The sequence below is a fragment of the Streptomyces rishiriensis genome, from assembly GCF_003112535.1.
GTDB classification, from domain to species: Bacteria; Actinomycetota; Actinomycetes; order Streptomycetales; family Streptomycetaceae; genus Streptomyces; species Streptomyces rishiriensis.
Genome location: NZ_BEWA01000027.1, coordinates 69,572 through 92,149 on the forward strand (window position 1 = coordinate 69,572; position 22,578 = coordinate 92,149).

Annotated in this window: 21 protein-coding genes; 7 read left to right on the plus strand and 14 right to left on the minus strand. The window is 68.4% G+C overall.

Annotated features, from left to right (window positions below; all coding sequences use genetic code 11):
• The first annotated feature begins 35 nt into the window (after nucleotides 1–35).
• Nucleotides 36–818, plus strand: coding sequence for an enoyl-CoA hydratase family protein (locus Sri02f_RS36175; protein WP_109005546.1), 783 nt, complete (start codon nucleotides 36–38; stop codon nucleotides 816–818).
• A gap of 128 nt (nucleotides 819–946) precedes the next feature.
• Here the strand turns inward: Sri02f_RS36175 and Sri02f_RS36180 are convergent, their stop codons facing one another.
• The 8 genes from Sri02f_RS36180 to Sri02f_RS36215 all read right to left on the minus strand — a co-directional run bounded on the left by Sri02f_RS36180 (nucleotide 947) and on the right by Sri02f_RS36215 (nucleotide 12,221).
• On the minus strand, nucleotides 947–1,612 hold the full coding sequence (locus Sri02f_RS36180) for a CoA transferase subunit B (RefSeq protein ID WP_109005547.1): 666 nt from the start codon (nucleotides 1,610–1,612) through the stop codon (nucleotides 947–949).
• The gene (locus Sri02f_RS36185; protein ID WP_109005548.1) at nucleotides 1,612–2,424 is read right to left on the minus strand and encodes a CoA transferase subunit A; all 813 of its coding nucleotides are present in this window, start codon (nucleotides 2,422–2,424) and stop codon (nucleotides 1,612–1,614) included. Before Sri02f_RS36185 ends, Sri02f_RS36180 begins: the two co-directional genes overlap by 1 nt.
• Nucleotides 2,424–3,599, minus strand: a complete 1,176-nt coding sequence (locus tag Sri02f_RS36190) for an acyl-CoA dehydrogenase family protein (protein WP_109005559.1) — start codon at nucleotides 3,597–3,599, stop codon at nucleotides 2,424–2,426. Before Sri02f_RS36190 ends, Sri02f_RS36185 begins: the two co-directional genes overlap by 1 nt.
• 111 nt (nucleotides 3,600–3,710) lie before the next feature.
• Entirely contained in the window at nucleotides 3,711–5,759 is a 2,049-nt protein-coding gene (locus Sri02f_RS36195; RefSeq protein ID WP_109005549.1) for an ATP-binding protein, read from the minus strand.
• A 38-nt stretch (nucleotides 5,760–5,797) separates the two neighbouring features.
• A complete protein-coding gene (locus Sri02f_RS36200) occupies nucleotides 5,798–7,480 on the minus strand; it encodes a carboxyl transferase domain-containing protein (protein WP_245970950.1) in 1,683 nt (560 codons plus the stop codon).
• Between the two features lie 181 nt (nucleotides 7,481–7,661).
• Complete coding sequence (locus tag Sri02f_RS36205) at nucleotides 7,662–8,132, minus strand: Zn-ribbon domain-containing OB-fold protein (RefSeq protein WP_245970951.1); 471 nt, start codon at nucleotides 8,130–8,132, stop codon at nucleotides 7,662–7,664.
• A gap of 269 nt (nucleotides 8,133–8,401) precedes the next feature.
• On the minus strand, nucleotides 8,402–10,537 hold the full coding sequence (locus tag Sri02f_RS36210) for a DUF6351 family protein (protein WP_245970952.1): 2,136 nt from the start codon (nucleotides 10,535–10,537) through the stop codon (nucleotides 8,402–8,404).
• Nucleotides 10,538–10,847: 310 nt separating this feature from the next.
• Nucleotides 10,848–12,221 (minus strand): MFS transporter, encoded by a 1,374-nt coding sequence (locus tag Sri02f_RS36215; protein ID WP_218029925.1) that lies wholly within the window; start codon nucleotides 12,219–12,221, stop codon nucleotides 10,848–10,850.
• 400 nt (nucleotides 12,222–12,621) lie between these two features.
• On the opposite strand from Sri02f_RS36215, the gene Sri02f_RS41505 reads away from it, so the two are divergent.
• From Sri02f_RS41505 to Sri02f_RS36230, 3 genes are all read left to right on the plus strand, one after another.
• A complete protein-coding gene (locus Sri02f_RS41505; RefSeq protein ID WP_159106843.1) occupies nucleotides 12,622–12,819 on the plus strand; it encodes a hypothetical protein in 198 nt (65 codons plus the stop codon).
• A 377-nt stretch (nucleotides 12,820–13,196) separates the two neighbouring features.
• Entirely contained in the window at nucleotides 13,197–13,586 is a 390-nt protein-coding gene (locus Sri02f_RS36225) for a DUF427 domain-containing protein (RefSeq protein WP_109005551.1), read from the plus strand.
• Between the two features lie 7 nt (nucleotides 13,587–13,593).
• Nucleotides 13,594–14,151, plus strand: a complete 558-nt coding sequence (locus Sri02f_RS36230; RefSeq protein ID WP_159106844.1) for an SDR family NAD(P)-dependent oxidoreductase — start codon at nucleotides 13,594–13,596, stop codon at nucleotides 14,149–14,151.
• A 315-nt stretch (nucleotides 14,152–14,466) separates the two neighbouring features.
• Here the strand turns inward: Sri02f_RS36230 and Sri02f_RS36235 are convergent, their stop codons facing one another.
• From Sri02f_RS36235 to Sri02f_RS36250, 4 genes are all read right to left on the minus strand, one after another.
• The gene (locus tag Sri02f_RS36235) at nucleotides 14,467–15,726 is read right to left on the minus strand and encodes a DNA-directed RNA polymerase subunit beta family protein (protein WP_159106845.1); all 1,260 of its coding nucleotides are present in this window, start codon (nucleotides 15,724–15,726) and stop codon (nucleotides 14,467–14,469) included.
• A 380-nt stretch (nucleotides 15,727–16,106) separates the two neighbouring features.
• A complete protein-coding gene (locus Sri02f_RS36240; RefSeq protein ID WP_307721065.1) occupies nucleotides 16,107–18,329 on the minus strand; it encodes an ATP-binding protein in 2,223 nt (740 codons plus the stop codon).
• 32 nt (nucleotides 18,330–18,361) lie between these two features.
• Entirely contained in the window at nucleotides 18,362–18,532 is a 171-nt protein-coding gene (locus Sri02f_RS36245; protein WP_159106846.1) for a hypothetical protein, read from the minus strand.
• Nucleotides 18,533–18,680: 148 nt separating this feature from the next.
• Nucleotides 18,681–19,640, minus strand: coding sequence for a helix-turn-helix domain-containing protein (locus Sri02f_RS36250; protein WP_109005556.1), 960 nt, complete (start codon nucleotides 19,638–19,640; stop codon nucleotides 18,681–18,683).
• Nucleotides 19,641–19,921: 281 nt separating this feature from the next.
• On the opposite strand from Sri02f_RS36250, the gene Sri02f_RS36255 reads away from it, so the two are divergent.
• Nucleotides 19,922–20,515 carry an SDR family NAD(P)-dependent oxidoreductase gene (locus Sri02f_RS36255; protein WP_281261917.1) on the plus strand — a complete coding sequence of 198 codons (594 nt, stop codon included), beginning with the start codon at nucleotides 19,922–19,924 and terminating at the stop codon, nucleotides 20,513–20,515.
• A complete protein-coding gene (locus tag Sri02f_RS42330) occupies nucleotides 20,512–20,724 on the plus strand; it encodes a hypothetical protein (RefSeq protein ID WP_218029926.1) in 213 nt (70 codons plus the stop codon). Before Sri02f_RS36255 ends, Sri02f_RS42330 begins: the two co-directional genes overlap by 4 nt.
• Here Sri02f_RS42330 and Sri02f_RS42335 read toward each other — a convergent pair.
• A complete protein-coding gene (locus Sri02f_RS42335) occupies nucleotides 20,721–20,993 on the minus strand; it encodes a hypothetical protein (protein ID WP_218029928.1) in 273 nt (90 codons plus the stop codon). The two genes, Sri02f_RS42330 and Sri02f_RS42335, sit on opposite strands and share 4 nt — an antisense overlap.
• A 157-nt stretch (nucleotides 20,994–21,150) precedes the next feature.
• On the opposite strand from Sri02f_RS42335, the gene Sri02f_RS44260 reads away from it, so the two are divergent.
• Nucleotides 21,151–21,354 (plus strand): hypothetical protein, encoded by a 204-nt coding sequence (locus tag Sri02f_RS44260; RefSeq protein WP_174855782.1) that lies wholly within the window; start codon nucleotides 21,151–21,153, stop codon nucleotides 21,352–21,354.
• Nucleotides 21,355–21,361: 7 nt separating this feature from the next.
• Here the strand turns inward: Sri02f_RS44260 and Sri02f_RS36270 are convergent, their stop codons facing one another.
• A complete protein-coding gene (locus tag Sri02f_RS36270) occupies nucleotides 21,362–22,495 on the minus strand; it encodes an IS630 family transposase (RefSeq protein WP_109005398.1) in 1,134 nt (377 codons plus the stop codon).
• Between the last annotated feature and the right edge of the window lie 83 nt (nucleotides 22,496–22,578).

Here is a 22,578-nt window from a genome sequence, read left to right on the forward strand (position 1 = left end):
TCGGCGCGCCTCGTTCCCGTTATGAAGGAGCTGCAATGGCAGAGCACACCGACGACGTGGTGCGAGTCCACATCGAAGACGGCATCGCCACCCTCACCCTCGACTCGCCGGGCAATCGCAACGCTCTGTCCGCCGCCCTGGTGGAACAGGTGCACGACGGCCTGGCCCAGGCCGCGGCCGACGAAACCGTTCGCGCGATCGTCCTCTCCCACACCGGGCCGACGTTCTGTGCAGGCGCGGACCTCAAGGAAGCCGCGCAGGGCGGTATGCAGCAGGGCGCCGAGACGTTGTTGGGGTTGCTGCGGCGGATCGTGGAGACCCCGGTCCCTGTCATAGCGCACCTGAAGGGCAATGCCCGGGCCGGTGGGCTGGGCATCGTCGCGGCCGCCGACATGGCGGTGGCGCCCGCCGACACGACCTTCTCCTTCTCCGAGGTCCGCCTCGGTCTGGCGCCCGCCATCATCTCCCTCACCGTCCTGCCCCGCATCGACGAACGGGCAGCCGGACGTTACTTCCTGACGGGTGAGACGTTCGACGGCGCGACGGCGGTGCGCATGGGCCTACTGACCGAGGCTCCGCGTGACGCCGGGGGTGTGGAGAACGGCGTCCGGGAGATCGTCAGCGCTCTGCAGCTGTGTTCCCGGCAGGGTCTGGTCGAGTCCAAGAAGCTGACCACAACGCGGCTGCGTGATGTGCTCAAGCAGCAGGGTGATGCCATGGTCAGGCTTTCCGCCGACCTCTTCGCGTCCGAGGAGGCCGCGGAAGGCATGCGCGCCTTCCGTGAACGCCGGCCGCCGCGCTGGGCGCTGTCTCGCTGACACCATGCGCTGTTCCTTTGGCACCCCGCGGGTCGCGGGGTGCCAAGGAGCAGCCCGCGCCGCTCACGAACGGTGCCGCCCCGCCAGCGGAATCGACACCGCCGTCCTGTGCCCGGCAGGCGTCGAGGTCACGCGGCGCTCTCCCCCACGGCGTCGAGCGCCTCGGCCACCGCCAGGTCGGCGCCGGTGCTGCTTCGGGTCTCCGCCACCGTGACCCCGGGTGCGGTCTCGGTGAGTACCAGCCCGTGCTCGGTGATGTCGATGACGCCCAGGTCGGTGATGATCCGCTGGACGCACCGTTTACCGGTCAGCGGCAGGGTGCACTCCTCGACGATCTTCGGTGTGCCGTCCTTGGCCACGTGCTCCATCAGCACGACCACTTTCCGCGCGCCGTGGACGAGATCCATTGCCCCGCCCATCCCCTTGATCATCTTCCCGGGGATGGTCCAGTTCGCCAGGTCGCCCACGGCCGAGACCTGCATGGCGCCGAGGATCGCCGCGTCGATGTGCCCGCCGCGGATCATCCCGAAGGACAGGGAGGAGTCGAAGAAGGAGGCGCCCGGCAGCACGGCGACGGTCTCCTTGCCGGCGTTGATCAGGTCGGGATCGACCTGGTCGGCGGTGGGGTACGGGCCGACGCCCAGGATGCCGTTCTCGGACTGGAGCACCACGTGCACGCCGGGTGGCAGGTGGTTGGGCACCAGGGTGGGCAGCCCGATGCCGAGGTTCACGTACGACCCGTCGGTCAGCTCGTGTGCCGCCCGGGCGGCCATCTCGTCCCTGGACCAGGCCATCAGTTCCGCCCTCCTGTCGTATCGCGCTGCCCGGGAACGGCTTCGGTGGCCTCCGGGGCCGGGCGTACGGTCGTCTTCTCGATGCGTTTGTCGGCGGCTTCCTCGGCGCTCAGGGCTAGCACCGACTGCACGAACACTCCTGGCAGATGGATCGCGTCCGGGTCGAGTTCACCGGGCTCGACCAGTTCCTCGACCTCCGCGATGGTCACCCGTCCGGCCATCGCCGCGAGCGGGTTGAAGTTCCGGGCGGACTTGTCGAAGACGAGGTTGCCGTGCCGGTCCCCTCGGGCCGCGCGGACCAGGGCGAAGTCGGTGGTGATCGACTCCTCCAGCACGTACTCCGCCCCGCGGTACTGGCGTACCTCCTTCTTCGGCGAGGCGACGGCCACGCCGCCGTGTGCGTCGTAACGCCACGGGAGGCCACCCTCGGCGATCTGGGTGCCGACTCCGGCGGGGGTGAAGAAGGCCGGTATGCCGCAGCCGCCGGCCCGCAGGCGTTCGGCGAGGGTGCCCTGGGGCACCAGTTCCAATTCGATCTCGCCGGAGAGGTACTGGCGGGCGAACTCCTTGTTCTCGCCGACGTAGGACCCGGTGACACGGGAGATGCGCCGGGTTTCCAGCAGCATCCCGAGGCCCCACCCGTCGACACCGCAGTTGTTCGACACGACGCGCAGATCGGTGGTGCCCTGCGCGTGCAACGCCTGGATCAGGACGGAGGGGATCCCGCAGAGGCCGAAGCCTCCGACGGCCAATGAGGCCCCGTCCGGTATGACCGCCACCGCTTCCGCGGCCGAGGTGACGACCTTGTCCATTAGCGTGCTCCGTTCAGGTCGGCGAGGCCGAGTTCGCGGGCGATGAGCAGGCGCTGGATCTCGCTCGTGCCCTCACCGATCTCGAGGATCTTGGCGTCGCGCCAGAAGCGGGCGACGGCGTACTCGTTCATGAAGCCGTAGCCGCCGTGGATCTGGGTCGCGTCGCGGGCGTTGTCCACGGCTATTTCGGAGCTGTAGAGCTTGGCGAGCGCGGCGTCCTTCTTGAAGCGCTCGCCGGCAACCAGCTTCGAGGCGGCGTGGCGCCATGCCAGTCGGGCGGTGTGCGCGCGCATCTCCATGTCGGCGAGCTTGAACTGAATGGCCTGGTTGGCTCCGATGGGGCGGCCGAACGCCTTCCGTTCGCGGGCGTACTTCAGCGACTCGTCGACGCAGCCCTGGGCCAGGCCGGTGGCAAGCGCGGCAATGGCGATGCGGCCCTCGTCGAGGATCCTAAGGAACTGGGCATAGCCGCGGCCCCGCTCGCCCAGCAGGTTCCGCACCGGCACGCGGACGTCAGTGAAGGCCAACTCCCGGGTGTCCGAAGCGTTCCAGCCCACCTTGGAATACGGTGCGGCCACGGCTAGGCCCGGGGTGCCCGCGGGGACGATGATCGCGCTGATCTCCTTGCGCCCCTCCGGCGTGGTGCCGGTGACCGCGGTCACGGTGATCAACCCGGTGATGTCCGTACCGGAGTTGGTGATGAAACACTTGCTGCCGTTGATCACCCACTCGTTCGTGGCCTCGTCCAGGCGGGCTGTCGTCCGGGTGGCCCCGGCGTCCGAGCCACCGTCCGGCTCGGTGAGGCCGAACGCCCCGAGGATCTCGCCCGAGCAGAGGCGGGGAAGCCACTCGGCTTTCTGTTCCTGGGTGCCGAAGAGGTGGATGGGCATGGCGCCGAGCGAGACACCGGCCTCGAGGGTGATGGCCACCGAGGAGTCGACCCGGGCCAGTTCCTCCAGGACCAGGCCGAGCGCGAGGTAGTCCCCACCCATGCCTCCCTGCTCCTCGGGGAAGGGCAGCCCGAACAGGCCCAGCTTCCCCATCTCCCGGACGATGTCGTACGGGAATTCGTGCCGCTCGTAGTAGTCGCCGATCACCGGGGCGATCACATCTCGGGCGAACTCCGCGACCGTGCGGCGGAGTTGTTCATGCTCATCACTGAGCCGGTGGTTCAACATGCGGTCCTCGATCTCACGCGAATGCGGAAGCGGAAGCGGTACGGGGTTCGAACAGCTGGAGTTCCGGCCGCCCGATGGATGGATGAGGGGATGAGGTGACGGGCGGAGTCAGGCCGCTTCCTCGCTACTGGCCGCGTCGGATGCGGGCGCGACGACGGCGAGCGTCTCGTCCATCGCCACGGTGGCGCCGGGCGCCGCACGCAGTTCGGCCACCACTCCGTCGAAGGGGGCGGTCAGAGCGTGCTCCATCTTCATCGCCTCGACGACGAGGATGGTCTGCCCTGCTGTCACGACGTCTCCGACGGCGGCCTTCACCAGAGTGACGGTGCCGGGCATGGGTGCAGTGAGGGCGCCGCCGGCGGCTGCCGCGGACCCGGTCCCGGCCGCGACGGCCGGATCGAAGGTGCGCAGCCGCCATGTGTCGGCCCCGCGGGAGAGCCAGTGCACCACCTCGCCGTTCGCGGTGGTCTCCAGCGTGTGGTCCAGTCGCTGAACGGTCCCGTTCCAGGTCAGCAGCACACCATCGGCTCGGTCGGTGCGCAGGTCGGCCGGCTCGGCCTCCCCGCCGCCGCGCGAGACCTCGTAGGGGGCCGGGCCAAAGGGGGTGCGGCGGACGCGTATCTCGATCGGTTCGCTGTCGCTGTCGAGGAAGCGGTGGGTGGTCCAGGCGGGTCCGCCGATCCGCCAGCCCGACGGCACGGAGAACGGGTCGACCCATGCGTGCGCGTCCCGCTGCGCGGGCTCCAGTGCCGACTCGACGGCGAGTGCCGCCGCCAGCGCGATCTCGTCCGGCATCGGGGCATCGACCAGGGAGGCCAGCCGGGCCTCGACCAGCCCGGTGTCCAGACGGCCGGCGATCACGTCGCTGTCCTCGAGAAGCCTGCGCAGGAACCCGGTGTTGATCGTGACGCCATGCACACGCGTCCGGTCGAGGGCGGCACGCAGGCGGCGCAGCGCGGTTTCCCGGTCCGGACCGTGGGCGATCACCTTGGCGAGCATGGGGTCGTACGTGCTGCCGACCTCGTAGCCTTCCACCAGGCCGGAGTCGACGCGTATGCCCTCGCCGGCCGCCTCGCGCAGGGTCAGCACCCGACCGCCGCTGGGCAGGAAGCCCTTGGCGGGGTCCTCGGCGTACAGGCGCACCTCGACGGCGTGGCCGTCGAAGCCGACCTGGTCCTGGCCGAACGTCAGGGCTTCGCCTGCGGCTATGCGTATCTGCCAGTCGACCAGGTCCAGACCGGTCACCATCTCGGTCACCGGGTGCTCGACCTGGAGCCGGGTGTTCATCTCCATGAAGAAGTACTCGTCCGGGCGATCGGCGGAAACGATGAACTCCACCGTGCCCGCGCCGACATACCCACAGGAACGGGCCGCCTCGACCGCCGCCGCGCCCATCGCCGCCCGGGTGTCGTCGTCGAGCAGGACCGAGGGGGCCTCCTCTACGATCTTCTGGTGACGGCGCTGGAGGCTGCATTCGCGCTCGCCAAGGTGCACCACGTTCCCGTGGGTATCGGCCAGCACCTGGATCTCGATGTGGCGGGGACGGTCGATCCAGCGCTCGACCAGGAGGGTGTCGTCCCCGAAGGCACCGAGCGCCTCCCGCCGTGCGGCAGCGATCTCCTCGTGGAGCACGGCCGGGTCGCGGACCAGGCGCATGCCCTTGCCGCCTCCGCCCGCCGACGGCTTGAGCAGTACGGGCAGGCCGACCGTGCGTGCCGCCTCGGCGAGCTGATCGTTCGTCAGTCCGCTGCCGCTGCTGCCGGGCACCACCGGCACGCCGTTGGCCTGCACGGTGTCCTTGGCACGGATCTTGTCGCCCATCAGCTGGATCGCGGTCGCCGGTGGTCCGACGAAGGCCAGTCCGGCGTCGGTGACGGCCTGGGCGAAGTGCTGGTTCTCGGACAGGAAGCCGTAGCCGGGGTGGATCGCTTGGGCGCCCATGCGAAGGGCGGCCTCCACGATCTGCTCGATGTCGAGATAGCCGTCGGCCGGCCCGCCGGGGCGCAGGGCGACGGCCGTGTCGGCCTCGCGTACGTGCCGTGCGTGGGCGTCCGCGGCGCTGTGGACGGCGACCGCGCGGATGCCGAGCCGGTGCAGCGTGCGGATGACCCGTACCGCTATTTCGCCACGGTTGGCGATCAGGACGGTGTCGAACACCTGGAAGCTCCTCGAAGTGGGAGAGGGAAGGGAGGAAGTCACATGCGGAAGACGCCGAACTGTGGTTCGGCCAGCGGCGCGTTGGCGCAGGCGGTCAGAGCCAGCCCCAGCACGGTGCGGGTGTCGAGGGGGTCGATGACCCCGTCGTCCCACAACCGCGCGGTGGAGTAGTAGGCGCTGCCCTGTTCGTCGTACTGCTCGCGGATCGGCTGCTTGAACTCCTCTTCCGCTTCGGCGGTCCACTCCTCGCCGCGCGACTCCAGCTGGTCGCGCTTGACGGTCGCGAGCACGGTCGCAGCCTGCTCACCGCCCATCACGGAGATCTTGGCGCCCGGCCACATCCACAGGAACCGGGGTGAGTACGCCCGCCCGCACATCGAGTAGTTGCCCGCGCCGTGCGATCCGCCGACGACGACCGTCAGCTTCGGTACGCGAGTGGTGGCCACCGCGGTGACCATCTTTGCGCCGTGCTTGGCGATGCCGCCGTTCTCGTAGGCGCGGCCGACCATGAAGCCGGTGATGTTCTGCAGGAAGATCAGGGGGATGCCGCGCTGGTCGCACAGTTCGATGAAGTGGGCGCCCTTCTGGGCTGATTCGGCGAAGAGGATGCCGTTGTTGGCCACGATTCCCACGGGATGCCCATGGATGCGGGCGAAGCCGGTGACCAGTGTCTGGCCGTACTCGGCCTTAAACTCGGCGAAGCGCGACCCGTCGGTGAGCCGGGCGATGACCTCACGAATGTCGAAGGGGGTCCGGTTGTCCGCCGGGACGACGCCGTAGAGACCGGCGGGGTCCACGGCCGGCTCCTCCACCCGTGCGACATCCCACGGCCTCGGGGCCCGCGGGCCGAAGGTGGCGACGATGGACCGGACCGTACGCAGAGCGTGCGCGTCGTCCTCGGCGAGGTGGTCGACGACGCCGGACACGCGGGCATGGACCTCTCCCCCGCCCAGTTCCTCGGCCGTGACCACCTCTCCGGTGGCGGCCTTCACCAGGGGCGGACCGCCCAGGAAGATCGTCCCCTGGTTCCGCACGATGACGGTCTCGTCGCTCATCGCGGGGACGTACGCCCCGCCGGCCGTGCAGGAGCCCAGTACCGCGGATATCTGCGGGATGCCCGCCCCGGACATCTGCGCCTGGTTGTAGAAGATCCGCCCGAAGTGCTCACGGTCGGGGAACACCTCGTCCTGCATCGGCAGATACGCGCCCCCGGAGTCCACGAGGTAGATGCAGGGGAGCCGGTTCTCCAACGCCACCTGCTGCGCGCGCAGATGCTTCTTGACGGTCATCGGGTAGTACGTGCCGCCCTTGACCGTGGCGTCGTTGGCGACGATGACGCACTCACGGCCTGCGACGCGGCCTATGCCTGCCACCACTCCGGCTGCCGGTGCGTCGCCGCCGTACAGCCCGTACGCCGCCAGCGGGGCCAGCTCCAGGAACGGTGAACCGGGGTCGAGCAGGGTCTCCACCCGGTCGCGGGGCAGCAACTTGCCGCGGGCGACGTGCTTCTCCCTGGCCCGCTCACCGCCCCCCTCGGCGGCTTCGGCCAGCCGGCGGCGAAGCGTCTGCACCGCTGCGGCGTGCGTGTCCCGGTTTCGGCGGTAGTCCTCCGACAGTGGATCGGCGCCGGTCGGGAGTCTGAGGCCGGTCGGCCAGTGCTTCCCGGTCGCGGAGGGTGCGGGGGCCGGGCCCCGCTGGAGCTGTGTGGCCAAAGTCGTCATCACTGCTTCCTTGCGCTGCCCGCTCGGCAGACGAGCCAGGGGCACTGTGCGTGATCGATGTTAGTTAACGTTAACTCACTGATTTGAGGTTAGCGCTCGTTAACAGGCTTCGTCCAGGGGTGCGGCATTCCCACATCGGAGGGGGTATCCATGGCGGCCGTGCGCCGCCTCTCGCCGCCGGCTACCAACGAGCGGCAGGGCCGCCGTAAGGCCTGAAGGTGACAGTCCAGGAATGGGAATCGGAGTCCGGGTCTACGCGCACCCAGGCGCCGGACCGCACGGCATCGCACGCCACCCCGACAACACTGCCCTCCAGCACGAATCCCTCGGCCATGAGGACCAGGGAGAGGTTGTACGGCACATCGTCCCGGCGCACGACGAGGGAACGGCCGACGACGCCCGTGCCGTCACTGCGCTCCAGCTCCAGGTCGTCCGAGGCGCAGGCAGGACAGAACACCCGTCGGAAGGTCGGGGTCCGGCACCATCGGCAGCGCTGGAAGTACAACGCACCGCCTTTCAGGCCACCAAAACGGCTCTGGTGATCGAAGCCGGGGACCGAACCACCTCTGGGGGGAATCGCACCGGCGGCATCGACGGCCAGGTCGACGGTCAGGGGTGTGCGGATCGGGATCGAAGTTGTTATGTCGGACACGATTGTCACCTCCGTGCGGTCGGCGGCCACGTGGGCCCGGTGCGCGTGACAGTGGAGCCGGGGAATCGGCATCCGCGCTGCAGTTCGTTGACGGGTCGCGACGACGGTCCTGGGCATTCCGGAGGCCTTCACGGAGGCCCGGCGGCAGGCAGCCCACGCACTCAAGGGGCAGCGACAACGACCATGCGCACGTTAACCACCGTTAACACGTTCTGTCCAGCATGGATTCCGATGCAGGGGGAGGCCGATCGAGCGCGTGGGGCCTCGATTCAGGAGTCCGGGCCAGACTGCGGCGGCGGCCCGAGTGGCTGTCCTCCGGGGCCGCCGGCGAATGTCAGCCACGGCAGCGAAGGCTGCTGGGCCACACCCGGCTCGCGGTAGTCGCACACCCCCTCGGGGAAGGTTTTCCGCAGCCGGTCCCATTGGTCATGGGTGAAGTCGACGGTGTAGTCGCGACGGTCGAGGGGCTTGACCCGGCACTTGAGGATGTTGTCGGCCAGTGGACCTCCGGCGGCAATGCGCGGATCGCCGAAGTACGGGAACTCCTCCCGGCAGACCGACATGTCGGTGACCTTCTTTCCGGCGATCCAGCACGCGTCGACCGCGGCGGCGGGCTTGTTGCGCACCACCTTGGCCTCGAGCGGATCGGTGGACGTGTCCGCTTCGATGGCGGACAGCCACTTGTCCATCAGCAGGAACGCCTGCTCGTTCACGGCGGGGTTGCCCAGTAGGGGTCCGGGACTGGTCCAGATGATCTGATTGCCGGCATTGGCGTTGGCCGCGATCAGCCTCTTCCGCATCGCATAGCTGTGGAAGTCGGTGTGGATATCCAGGTTCGTGGAGTCACGCAGGTCGATGATCGGCACCTTCGCCGCCTGACGCGGGTAGGTGACCCGTCCCGAGCGGTACGCGATCTCCAGCGCTTTCGAGTCGGCTTTGCCGCGCTCGGGCTGCCAGTTCCAGTCGATGTCCAGCCCACCGATGTTCTCGTTGACGTCGACGAACTGCTCCGCGGTGATCTCGCCGGATTCGAGAGCCTTCAGGCCGTACTGGACGCCGACGTTGTCGTACGGCCGGTTGGCGAACCCGTCGGACGGTCGGCGGCCGAAGACCGCGACCATGTAGTCCTGCAGGGTGCAGCGGACCCCCTTGGGGTTGGTCTTCGCGTCGTACACCCAGGGCGGGTTGGGCTCAGGGGGGGTATGGCCGCCGAACTGGCCGCCCAGGCAGGCCACGCCGTTGTCCGGGTCCAGCCAGATCTTGGCGTAGTTGGCGATCTCCTTCGGGTTGTCCCATGAGCGGCACGGGGCCTCGGCGGCGTACCCCTCGACAGCGACACGCTGAGCGGTCTTCGCCCACAATGGCGAGTTGTCGAAGTGACGGGCGAGCAGGTGGCAGTCCTCGGCTTCCTGCATGGTCTCCCAGATGTCCGGGAAGCTGCAGGAAGGCAGGAGGCCATCCACCAGGCCCGGGTAGTTCGAGGCGATCCAGTGCTGCTGCATCGCCCCGCCCGAGCAACCCTGGCCGATGGTGTAGCGGATAGGACCGTACGCCTCGACGAAGTGCTCCTTGAGCATCATGAGCGCTTCGGCCGACACCACGTCGTTGCAGTTCTGACCAAGCGTGTTCAGGTTCGAGACGAACACCGCGAAACCGCGCGACAAGGCGTGATCCTGCAACACGCCGCCGCTGAGGAAGTTGTCCGGCGCCCCCTGCGTGTGCCGTGGTGTGCAGTCCCCGCCGAACGGCACCAGCACCTTGCCGTCGAAGCCGGGCTGCGGCGCCCACGGCTTCCACGGCTTGCCCGGCTCGTAGAGCACCGCGATGTCGTAGATGCCGCGATCCATGGTGCCCCGCTCCCTGCGCACGATGTAGGGGACGTTGTGCCCCTGGTCCGTGGTGGTGCGGGCCAGGTCCCGCGGCGGATTGCTCGGATCGTAGGGGCGGAACTGGCCGGTCGCCGACGACTTGTAGAACAGCTGGTACTTCTTCGGGGTGTTGCAGGTCGCGTCCTCCGGCCTGCCGAGACCGTTCGCCTCGGTGGCGCAAGTCCATGGCTGCACCTGGCGCCCGGCGAACACCGGTCCGCCGAGTGGATGGTTGGTGATGGTGAGACGGGTCGTACCTGCCTGTCCGCGGGCTGTCAGCCGGTTCTCGCCGACCTTGAGGCCGGTGACCAGGCCGAGGAAGCGACCGTCGGGCCGGACGGCGAAGGCAGGCGTCACATCCCGCCCGTCGACGTCCACACGCACTTTGGCAGGCTTTGCCTTGGAGGGAAGCACCACCTCGACCAGGGCGTCACCGCCGGAAACCAGATCCGCCCGATTCGACAGCACCCTGACCCGGAGCGACGTTGATGGGGCGGAGTGAGCGGCTCCAGCCAGGACGAGCGAGAACGCCACCATGAAAACGATGACCCATCTGGCTCTGACGTGAAAAGTGAGCTTCCCCGGAAGGCGGATTACAGCGTGAGCCATCGGTTCCTCCGAGTTCATGGACTGTCGCAACGCCGTTGCGTCACGGGGCAACCAGGGCGGGGGACGAAAGCGGGTCTCGGCGGAGTACGCCGACTGCGACGGTTGCGGGGACCGAACCCTTGCGACCAGAACGCCGACCCGTCACGTCGCTCGGTTGGTGATCACCTGGTGGTGAGGGCGGCGTCAGGGTCTGGTGACTGATGGGCCGTCCCGCTGGAACGGCCCACCTGCATCGAGCTCAGGAGGTCGCGACCGCGGCAGCTCCCGGTACCGCGGCGGCGCCGTCGATGGCCACGTCCTTGGTGTCCTTCATCGCCAGCACGCACAGAGTGCTGATCAGCCCGAGTGCCGTGAGGTAGAACCCGACCCCGATACCCCCGAATTCGGCCGCCAGAGGCGGTGCCACAATCAGCGGGACCGCACCGCCGAGGATGCCACCGAGGTTGTAGCCCATGCCGGCACCGGTGTAGCGGTACCGGGTGTGGAAGAGCTCCGGCAGATAGGCGGCGGCCGGGCCGTAGGGGATGCCGAGCACCACCATCAGCAGGCTGAGTCCGACGAAGAACGACAGCATGCTTCCGGGCTGCATGATCAGGAACGCCGAGGGCCCCACGATCATCGAGGCGACGGTGCCGACCAGCAGGACCCGCCGCCTGCCGATCCGGTCGGAGTACAGGGCCGAAGTGATGACGGCGACGCAGAAGACAAGCCCTGCGATGATGCCGCCGACCAGGACCGTGGGGCGCGACAGGCCCAGCACGCCGACGCCCGGCGCCTGGCCCGCGTAGCTGGTGAGGTACACGCTGCTGGTGTAGAAGACTCCGAAGGTCATGGTCAGCATGCCGCCGGTCAGCAGCACCTGTCGCCACTGGTCACGCAGCGCCTCCACGAAGGGCAGCTTGACCTGCTCGCGGCGGGCTGTGGACTGTTTGAAGGCCGGTGTCTCCTCGATCTTCAGCCGGATGTACAGACCGACTGCGACCAACACGAAGCTGAGCAGGAACGGGATCCGCCAGCCCCAGGCCGTGAAGCTCTCCGGGCTCATCGCCAATGCGGTGATGAGGAACGTGGTGCTGGACATCGCCAGCGCTATGCCTGGGCCGAGCTGCGGGAACATGCTGTACAGACCCCGCTTGCCCGACGGCGCGTACTCGGCGGTGAGAAGCGCCGCACCGGCCCACTCGCCACCGACCGCGAGTCCTTGCAACGCGCGGAGGGTCACCAGCACGATCGGGGCTGCGACGCCGATCGTTTCCGAGGTCGGCACCAGACCGATCGCGAACGTGGAGGATCCCATGATCAGCAGGGTGGAGACCAGCGTCTTCTTGCGCCCCAGGCGGTCGCCGAAGTGGCCGAACAGGACCGCACCCACGGGACGGAAGAAGAACGCCACGCCGAACGTCGCGAACGAGGCGACGGTCGCCGCGGCTCCGCCGAGCGCCGGGAAGAACAGCGGCCCGAAGACCAGTGCGGCCGCTGTTCCGTAGATGAAGAAGTCGTAGAACTCGATGGAGGTGCCGAGGAGCGAGCGGCTACCCGACGCATCGCTCGCGGCCGATCCAGTGGGGCACTCGACGGCCCTCTCGCAGATTGTTCCGTACTCATTGATCACACCTCAGTGGTTGGGAGCATCCCTGATGCAGCCGGCGCTTACTGGGAAGGGCGAGCCGAAGCGGGGAGTTACTCGTCCCGGTGCAGGCGTGAACCAACCCGGCGGGTGGCGTCGGGACGGCATGTCCGGCCCCGCAGCATGTTCAGGACGCAACATGTGGGAGCGGGACGCTCTGCAGCGCGCTTCGCCTCGGTGGGGGTCCCGGATGACGGTGTTCTTCGTCGCTTTCCCGCCTGCTCCGGCGGGTGCCGAGATACTGCGCGTCCCGGCAGCGGCCTGATAGCTCCAGGTGGAGGTCTCCACTTGGAGATAGCGCGGTAACGGCTTTGCGGTCACGATCGGCCGCAGGACTGCATTACGGGCTTGTTAACCCTGATGGTCCGACGGAAGGCCTCATAGCATGTCCGAACTCGCCGACGGTTACAGCCAGATCCTGGCCCTCTTCGACGGTTCCACCGCAATGCACCGGATCTTCGACGACGTCCCAGCCCTGAGCGGTGTCGATGTGGCCTGGGTCGACGAACCGGACGGCGGCGATCAGATCGTGCTGCGACACATGGTGAACAGCGGTCATCACCGTTGGCGTGCCGCGTTCTAGGCGGATGTAGCAGTCGACGCTGAGCCCGGCCAGGGCGGCGACTTCCTCGCGGCGCAGCCCTGGTCCCCGCCGCTTGTGTCAAGCCACGGGCAACCCGACCGGCTGGGGGCTGATCCGCGCCCTGTGTGAGGCCAGGAATCTCCCGGATCCGGCGGCGATGGTCCGTGCCGCCAAGCAAAGGTGATGCGGCTAGGGAGGACTTGCCGGTACCCCCTTCAACAGGTCCTGTCGCGCTGTCGGCAAGGCTGGTTGCCTTGGAGCCATGGCCAGCAAGGCCACGACTGCGGACGCCACCCGTGTGTCTGCAGCCACTGTCTCAGCCCCTGCCGCGAGCGGCATGAACCGCGGTCTGGGTCCCACAGTCAAGGAGCAAGTTGATGTCCCGTGAGATAAGGATTCCCGGGCCGGACCACCCCATCGAGATCAGCGAGAACCCTCGTCTGATCCGTGTGGTCACTCAGAACGGGGGCAAGGTCCTCGCCGAAACGACCGCTGCCGTCATGCTGAGCGAGGCGGGCCGTCCGCCCGTTCACTACATCCCGTTGGCAGATGTCGACCAGACGCTTCTGGTGCGCACGCACTCCCACACGTACTGCCCGTACAAGGGGGAGGCGTCGTACTACAGCCTCATCACCCCCGAGAAGGAGATCGCGGACGCGGTATGGTTCTACGAAGAGCCCCATGAGGCCGTCAAGGCGATCGCGGGCCACGTCGCCTTCTACCCCGAGCACGTACAGATCACCGTCACCGAGGCCGTCGCCAACTGACGCCCTTGTGCAAGGCCGGAGCGGTCCAAGCCGTCACCTCTGCTCCTACCCTGCACCCCAGGACGTCCGCGGCTACCCCGCGGACGTCACGGACCCCGACGGCCTGCGCGCCACGCTCCGCACCGCGATCACCGAGCTGGGCGCTCCCGACGTGCTCGTGTACAACGCCGCGGTGGTGCGCAAGGACGCGCCCATCGGCGGTGACGACAAGGACTGGGCCGACGTTCTGGCCGTCAACGTCCTGGGGGCGAGGGTCGCGGCCGACGCCGTCCTCCCCGCGCTCCGTGACGGCCGCGGGAGCCTGCTGTTCTCCGGCGGCGGCCTCGCCCATTCCCCGTCCGCGGAATTCGCATCCCTGTCCATCGGCAAGGCCGGGATCCGCACATACGCGCAAGTACTCCACGAGAAGCTGGCCGGGACAGGCGTGCACGTCACCAGCGTCACGATCGCCGGGGCGATCGGTGGCGGCGAAGAGCGCTTCGATCCGGCAGTCCTCGCACAGGCCTACCTCGACCTGCACAACCAGCCCCAGACCCAGTGGCAGCACGAGCTGCTGCGTGACTGAGCTCCCGTAGGCGCAGCATCACCCTGTAGGGCTCCACGTCGCAGCTCCGCCGCCGTTGTGTGCTCCTAGTCCGATGGCGACCGCAGTAAGGGGCGGCCGGATCACCCTCGCTTGTTATCGTTGGCGCCCGGTTGGCGGGCTGGGGACGGTGGCTGGGGGCGCTGGTTCGTCTCCTGCCCTGCGGTGGCAGCCCAGGCGTGTTCGACCTCCACAGCGATGTCGCCTCGGGTACTGACGCACGGCCCGGCACAGCGCAGTGCCCCGGGCCGGTGACGTCGCCACCGGCCCGGGGCACTGTGCTGTCCGCTGGAAGGCTCAGCCTGCGTAGATCTTCCAGTTGGCCGTCAAGTTGGCCACGGTGTCGGGCAGGTAGCTTCCGCTTTCGGGGCTCATCAGGAACTGGTCGTCCTTGTAGGAGGGGCTGTCGAGGTAGTTCAGGCCGGAGCAGTTGGTCAGCCAGCGTCCGGTGTTGGGCACCTCGTTGATGCAGAATCCGTTGGAGGACATCAGCTCATCGCCGTCGGCGAACCACCACTGGCTCTGGTCCCCGGAGTTGCAGGGGACGAACCAGACGCTCGAGCCGTTGTTGTTGGTGGAGGTCAGGCAGTTGCTGCCCTGGGAGATCGTGTAGCCGATGGCTCCGTCCGAGTTGGTGACCATGCCGTTGATCATGTGGATGTCCCAGGTGTCGTACTCGGTGCCGCCGGGGGTCCCGGAGTGCAGGTCGTAGGAGGTCACAGAGGAGCCCGACTTGTCTCCGGAGTTCCCGAGGTCGCGGAACTCCACGGGGGAGGCGGTGGTCACACCCTGGATGACGGCCATGGCCGGCACGACTGACCCGCCGCCGGTGTAGCCGATCTGCGACACCCCGCCGAACGCGATGCTGGAGAGGTTGTTCCAGATCCACCGTGCCGCGCTGTCGACGTACGTGGTGAAACCGGATCCCAGACCGCCGATCCGGGCCGGCACCGCCTGGATGGCAGTGCCGGCGTTCTGGAACGTGGCCCTCACACCGTCCCGGACGTAGCTCTCCTGGAGTTTGTCGAGGCCGGAGAAGGTCAGCATCGAAATGGTCGCGTCGAAGAAGGCACTGCCCACGCTCTTCCAGTCCACGGTTCCGTCGGTCAGGTACTGGAAGACCAGGGCTCCGAAGAACCCGCCGGTGAACGCGGCTATCTTGACGCCCCACTTGCAGCCGGCCGGACCGGTGTACGAGCAGATGAGTGTGGAGGCCATGACAGTGATGCTGGCGTCGACGGCTACCTCGACCATGCGGGCCGACAGGTAGGACCAGCCTGCTTGCTGGGCGACCTTGCCCTTGGCCTCGCAGCTGGCGATGGCATCCTGACGCTTCGCGGCAAGGGCCGTCACCTGCTGGCGGGTGAACCTGTAGGAGGCGCTGTGGACCACCGGTCCGGACACTGTCGGCGGGGCCTGCTCGCGGTAGGAGGCCTCCAGCGAGTTGACGGTCCCCTGGCAGATGGACGCGATAGAGGGCTGAGCAGCCCTCTGGGCGCCCTGGCGGGTAGGTGCGGTTGAGCCCAGGACGGTGGTGACCAAGGCGAAGGCCGCCACAGCGATAATGATCGTCGGCCAGGGCGGGCGCTTCAAGAGGCGTCTTCTGGTGCGGGAGAGCACGGGTACGGACACGGACACACTCCTTGGGTCAAGACGGATCGGCCGCAGGCATCTGCCGCGCGGGAACGCCGGGAGCGATCGGGCCGGTCCGGCCGCGCCCGGGTGCGGGGCTCCGGGGCCGTGGGCGCATCTTTGCGGTGGCTCCGGTTGCTGCAGCCGGGTGTATACGGCCTGGGGCCGGGACTGAGACGCGGGCCCGGGCGCAGAAGCCGGGGCCCTAGGTAGCGGGCTTGGTCCGCTACGTGTGCGTCATACGAGAAGGATCGGGGCGGCGTCGGCGCGGGTCCATGGGTAGTTCTACGGGGTCCTACGGGGTCCTACGGGGTGGGTACCTGGTTCTGCGCCCACCAGGTGGCGATCTGGGTGCGGGATCCGAAGCCGAGCTTGGCCAGGATGTTCTCGATATGGCCCTCGACCGTGCGCGGCGAGCGTCCGAGCGCGGAGGCGATCTGCCGGTTGGTCGCGCCCTGGGCCACCCGTGCGGCCACCTCTCGCTCCCGGCTGGTCAACGGGTTCGTGGCCACGGCCGGGGCCACCGGTTCAGGAGCCCGAAGTGCGAATGCGATGGCCCGGGCCGGACCGTCGACAGCGCCGCCCTGCGCGAACGCCCTGCGATATCCGGCCTGGCCCAAGACCGCGACGGTCGCTTCCTCGAACCGTGCATGACCCAGGGCCACCTGCGGGAACGCGGCCAGGGTGATCCCGATGTCCCGCCGCAGCGCATCCGCGGCCCCCAGCACCCGCACCGCCTGCGCAGCGTCGCCGAGGGAGGCGGTCATCCAGGCGAAGTGTTCCAGCATCAGCATGGCTCCGACGTAGTCGGTGAAGCCCTCCTCGATCTCCAGCGCGGTGCGCGTCATCGCCACGGCCGCCTCCAGGTCCCCGCGCAGATAGGCGTCATGGCCCAGCGCGCTCAACGCGTGCGCGCGGCCCCACCGGTCATCGTGCGCCTCGGCGGCGGCCAGGGCGCGCCGACCGGTCACCGCCGCACGTGGGTCTGCCAGATGAGCCAGGACGAACGACAACTCGAACAGGGCGAAGACCACTCCCGCTCCCTCGCCCAGCGCCGTGTGGGCGTCCACCGCGCCCTCCAGCAGGCTCACGGCCTGCGTCAGCTGACCCCGGAACAGCGCAAGCGTGCCGCGGAAGCTCTGGACGTACGCGCACACCACCGGGTCGCCAAGTTCCTCGCCCAGGTGTGCCGCCTCCTCCAGCCACCGGCCGGACGCCGCCAGGTCGCCCTGCAACTGCGCCACCCAGGCGGCAACCCACAGCGCCCTGGCCCGAACGACGGTGGGTTCGGGCGCGGCGGCGAGCGCCCGGTCCAGTCTGCGTCGCCCCTCGCCGAGGAATCCTCCGGCGCACCAGTGGTAGCGCAGTGCCGCCGCCAGCGCGAGGGTGGCCTGCGGATCGCCTGCGCAGTCCAGGGCCGTCAGCACATTGGCGTGCTCGGCGCGCAGCCGGGCCAGCGCTTTCTCCTGGCCCGGGCCGCACCAGTCTCCGGCAGTCCGCTCAGCCAGGGCCAGGTAGAAGTCACGGTGCCGTCGCAGCACAGTGTGCTCCTCACCGGACCGGGCGAGCTGCTGCCTGCCGTACTGGCGGATGGTCTCCAGCAGCCGATAGCGCGGCTCGTCCTCGCCTCCGCCGGTCAGCACCACGGACTGGGCGACGAGCCGGTCCAGGAGGTCCAGCACCTCGTGCCGCGCGATGCCCGAGCCCGCACAGACGCTCTCGGCCGCATCCAGGGCGAATCCGCCGGTGAACACCGACAGCCGGTTCCACAGCCGCTGCTCTGGCGCAGAACACAGTTCGTAGCTCCAGTCGACCAGCGCGCGCAGCGTGCGCTGCCGCGGCAGCGCAGTGCGGCTGCCTCCGCTGAGCAGCGCGAACCGGTTCTCCAGGCGGACTACCGCCTCTTCCACGGTGAGAGTGCGCAGCCGGGCCGCGGCCAGCTCGATCGCCAGCGGCAACCCCTCCAGGCCGGCGCAGAGCCGGGTGACCGCGGCCCGGTTCGTGTCGGTGATCCGGAACCGGGGCTCAACGGCGTTGGACCGGTCCCTCAGCAGTTCGAGTGCCTCGTCCGGTGACAGGGGCTGGACGGTGAGAACGTGCTCGCCGGTGATGCCCAGAGTCTCGCGGCTGGTTGCCAGAATGCGCAGGCCACCAGCGGCCGAAAGGAGGGTCTGGGCCAGCTCGGAGCAGGCCTTGACCAGGTGCTCGCAGTTGTCCAGCACGATCAGTGCCCGCCGCCCTGCCAGATGGGCCGCGAGCTGGTCCAGGATCGGCCTGGCCCCCAGGTCCGGCACCCCCAGCGCGGTCGCGGCCCTGATCGCCACCGCTGACGGATCCCGCACGGGGGCCAGGTCCACCACCCACACGCCGTCCGCGAAGGCCCTGGTGGAGTTGGCGGCCACCTCCAGCGCCAGCCGGGTCTTGCCCACCCCGCCCATTCCGGTGAGCGTCAGCAGCCTCGCGCTACCCAGTGTTCGACGAATCTCCGCGACCTCGCGCCGCCGACCCACGAAGGAAGTCAAGGCCAAGGGAAGGTTCCCCGCCTCGGACAGCACTCCGATCACGTGCACCTCGCCTCGTGTCGGCGGCGTTGCGTGCATTCGCTGATGCCCAGCCGCTGCCCGAGCGCGACGCCGCAGACCCCGCTGACATCCAGGCCCGCGACGTCGACCAGCCGCGCGAGTGCGCTGTCGATGACGTCCACCCATTCGTCACGAATCAACGCGGTCATTGGCACCACCTCAATGCGCAGATCAACACACATCACCCGATACCTCGGTCGGGAGCAGTTGGCTCACCGTGGCACAGGACAACTTGAACATCCGCTGTCAGGAACCGGAAACGGCTGCGAGCGACTCTCGCGGCTCGTCGGACGTCGATCAGCCGGATGTCTCGGACGAGTCGGCGGCCTCGGCGTCTTTGGCCGGCGCGGACCGCTCGACGTCGTGGTTGGTGGCGGCCCAGCTGGCCAGCAGGTTGAGGGCGTCCTGGGAGCGGGAGGCGGGCTCGGCGGTGTAGGTGAGGAGGACCTGGCTGGAGTCGCCGCCCACCGGGAAGGTCTCGAACGGGAGGTCGAGGTCGCCGACGACCGGGTGGTGCAGGAGCTTCACGCCGGTGGCGTGCATGCGGACGTTGTGGGCGGCCCAGCGGTGGCGGAATTCCTCGCTGCGGGTGGACAGTTCGCCGATCAGGTCCGTCAGCCGCCGGTCGTAGAGGTCGCGTCCGGCCTCGGCGCGCAGCATGGCGACACAGTCGCCTGCGACCTGGTCCCAGTCGCGGAAGAACTCGGTCGCGTGGGTGTCGAGGAAGACGAACCTGGAGTTGTTGGGCGGCCGTGCCGGGTCGGCGTAGACCGGGGAGTACAGGGCGCGCCCGAGGTCGTTGGTAGCGAGGATGTCCCCGCGTCCGCTGAGGACGAACGCGGGTGTGCCGCTCATCGAGTCGAGGACGCGCTGCACCGGAGGCCGAACCCGCTGCTGGGCCGGGCGGCGGCGTGGCGGGCGGGTCGTGCCGACGCCGCGCAGGAGGTCGAGCAGGTGGATGCGTTCCGCCTCGTCGAGCTGAAGTGCCTGTGCGATGCCGTCGATGACGCTCTCGGAGACGCCGGTGGCGTTGCCCCGCTCCAGCCGCGTGTAGTACTCGCTGGAAATCCCGGCGAGCAGGGCGACCTCCTCCCGGCGCAGCCCGGTGACCCGTCGGCGCTCTCCGCCGTAGAGGGGCAGTCCGGCCTGTTCGGGGGTGACCCTGGCCCGTCGCGTGCCCAGGAATTCCCGGATCTCCGCACGGAAATCATCACGAATATCGTGTTTGCCGCTTTGTGGATCTTTTCTAGCTGCCATGCGTTTCACTGTACGAGCGCTTCCGCTGATGAGGGGGTCCCTGTCAGTGACCCCCTCATCAGGGACTCCCACACTCCCGTGACAGGCGGTTTTGTTGATGGTGCACCGCCCCCAGCGGTGTGAACGGCCCGGATGGGCGTCGCTTCCGCCGCCGGTCCCAGCCCGCTCTGCGGCGTTGTCCGCGCTGCATGCACCACCCCCGCAACAGACCGCGTGCCGGCCCATGGCATCTGAAACGAAATCCCTCATGAGCAAGGGCACGTCTGAATCTCGGGGTCTTCATCACTGCCGGCTCCAGCGGCATCGGCAAAGCAGCTGCCACCGACCTGGCCAAGGACGGAGCGACGGTCGTCATCACCGGCCGTGACCCGCAACGCACAAAGGCAGTCGCAGACCAGATCGGCGGCATCGGCTACGTGTCCGACTTCGAGAAACTCGACGACGTGCGCGGTCTCGCTGACAAGCTTCTCGCCGCGTATCACCGCATCGACGTGCTGGCCAACAGCGCGGGCAGCATGTACAAGGTCTCCGAGCTCACCGCTGACGGCTTCGAGCGCACCCTCCAGGCCAACTATCTCGCCCCTTTCCTGCTGACCAGGCTCCTCCTTCCCCGGTTGGCGGAAAGCCCAGGGCGGGTCATATCCACCTCCAGCAACGCCAACGTCCAAGGGCGGGTACACCTCGACGACCTCAACTTCACCCGCCAGCGGTGGAACTCGGGCCTGGGCGCGTACGGCACCTCCAAGCTGATGAACAACTGTTCGCGAAGGAACTGGCGAGGAAGTCGACCGTTCCGGCTTTCGCCGTCCACCCGGGCTTCGTCCGGACCGGCCTCGCCCCGGACTGGTGGCTGCTCCGCATCATCAAAGCCGTGACACTGGGCCGCTACGGTGTCGTCCCCGAGGAAGGTGCCAAGCCCCTGATCCGGCTCGCAGACCTGGACACGCTCTCGGAACCGAGCGGCACCTATTTCGACAAGATCAAGCCCAACGGGAAAGAAGGCCGACAGGCGACCGACCTGCAGCTGGCAAGAGACCTGTGGAACCACACCTCCGCCCTCGTCGGACTGCTCGCAAGTCACTAGAAGAGACGTTGCAGGAGCCGGGTGTAGTGCTCGCTGGAGATGCCCGCGAGCAGGGCGACCTCCCCGCGGCGCAGCCCGGTGACCCGTCGGCGCTCTCCGCCGTAGAGCGGCAGTCCGGCCTGCTCGGGGGTGACCTTGGCCCCGATATCCGTGATGATCTCCGCGCGGAGATCCGGGAATTCCTGGGCACGCGAACCACCCCAACATGCTCTCGGCCACCGAGCGGCCGGGATGCCGTACCGCCACACGTTCAGGTGACGACAAAACACCTACACATTCCCATACCGCCCTCTTACAGCACTCACGCGTCGCCCCTGCTCCCGGCCCTGGAAACCGTGCGCACGCAACTCGGAGCACTGCCCGAGGACGTCAAGTGAACCTGGACCATGGCTACGACAGCGCCATATCCCGTGCCTGCTTGGCAAGTTGGGCCTCACAGCGGAGATCGCCCGCAAGGGCGTCCCCGCCCCGATCCCGGCAGGCAAACGCTGGGTGGTCGAGCGCAGTCCCTCCTGGATGAACCCTTACGGCAAGCTGCGGCGCTGCACGAAGAGGAGCGGCAAGGCGGTCGGCCTCCACCGCGCCGCCACACTCGTCAGGTTCCGCACGCTCATCCGACGATCGACCTAGTGCCGCATCAGGCAACGTTCGCCCTGTTCACGACCTCACGGAGGCGTTCGTCGGCGGCGTGCTTGTTCCGCCAGATGATGTAGCGGCGGATCATGCTCCCTTGCTCCTTGTGGTTGGCATGGTCGGTGCCGTCGAGAGCGAAGTAGCGCAGGGCGGTGAACTGAGCCTCGATCCGGTTGAGCCAGGAGCTGTTGGTCGGGGTGTAGGCGATCTCCACGTTGTTCGCCGCTGCCCACGTCCCGACCCGCTGGCACCGCTTCGTCGTCAGGTGCGGTGAGTAGTTGTCGCAGACGATCGCAATGCGCACGTTCGCCGGGTGCAGCGAGCGCAGGTAGCGGCAGAACTCCAGGAACTTCGACCTGTTCTTGGTCTTCTTGATGTGCCCGTAAAGCTGGTCCTTGGCCAGGTCGTAGGCGGCGAACAGGTGGCGGATGCCGTGCGGGCGGGTGTAGGTCGCCCGGCGGCGGGGCCGAGGATCGCGGTCGGGGTCCTTGTGTCTGCCGCCGCGTTCGGCCCATTGCCGGCCGGGGTGCGGCTGGAGGTTGAGCGGCCCGAACTCATCCATGCAGAAGATGACTTCGGGCTCGCCTTCCTCGGGTATGACCTCACCGTCGGCGATCGCGTAGAGGTGTTCGACGCGGGCCTTCTTGGCCGCGTAGTCGGGGTCGCGGGAGGTCTTCCAGGTCTTCACGCGTTGAAACGAGACGCCCTCCTCGCGGAGCAGGATGCGAAGGCCCTCGTGGCTGATGTCGTCGACCACCCCCTCGGCGACCAGGAAGTCGGCCAGCTTGGCCAGACTCCAGGTCGAGAACGGCAGGCCGTGCTCGGCCGGCTTCGACTTGGCGATCTTCTTGATCTCCCGGCGTTCCGGGAGGGTGAAGGTCTTCGGCCGGCCGCCCTTGTACTTGGGGTAAAGCGAGTCGAAGCCGTCCGCGTTGAAGTTGTGGAGCACGTCGCGGACCCGGTCGTCGCTGGTGAACGTCACCTCGGCGATCTTCGCAACCGGCATGCCCTGCGCGGATAACAGCACCATCTGAGCCCGCCGCCAGGTCACCACCGAGCCAGTGCCTCTGCGGATGATCCGCAGCAGGCGCCTGCCCTCGTCGTCGTCAATTTCCCGAACTCGCACGCGTTCAGCCACGTGATCATTGTGGCCGTCTGGCGCTTCCCGGCGCAGCAACTGGACGACACACCACGACAGGGCGAACGTTGCCTGATGCGGCA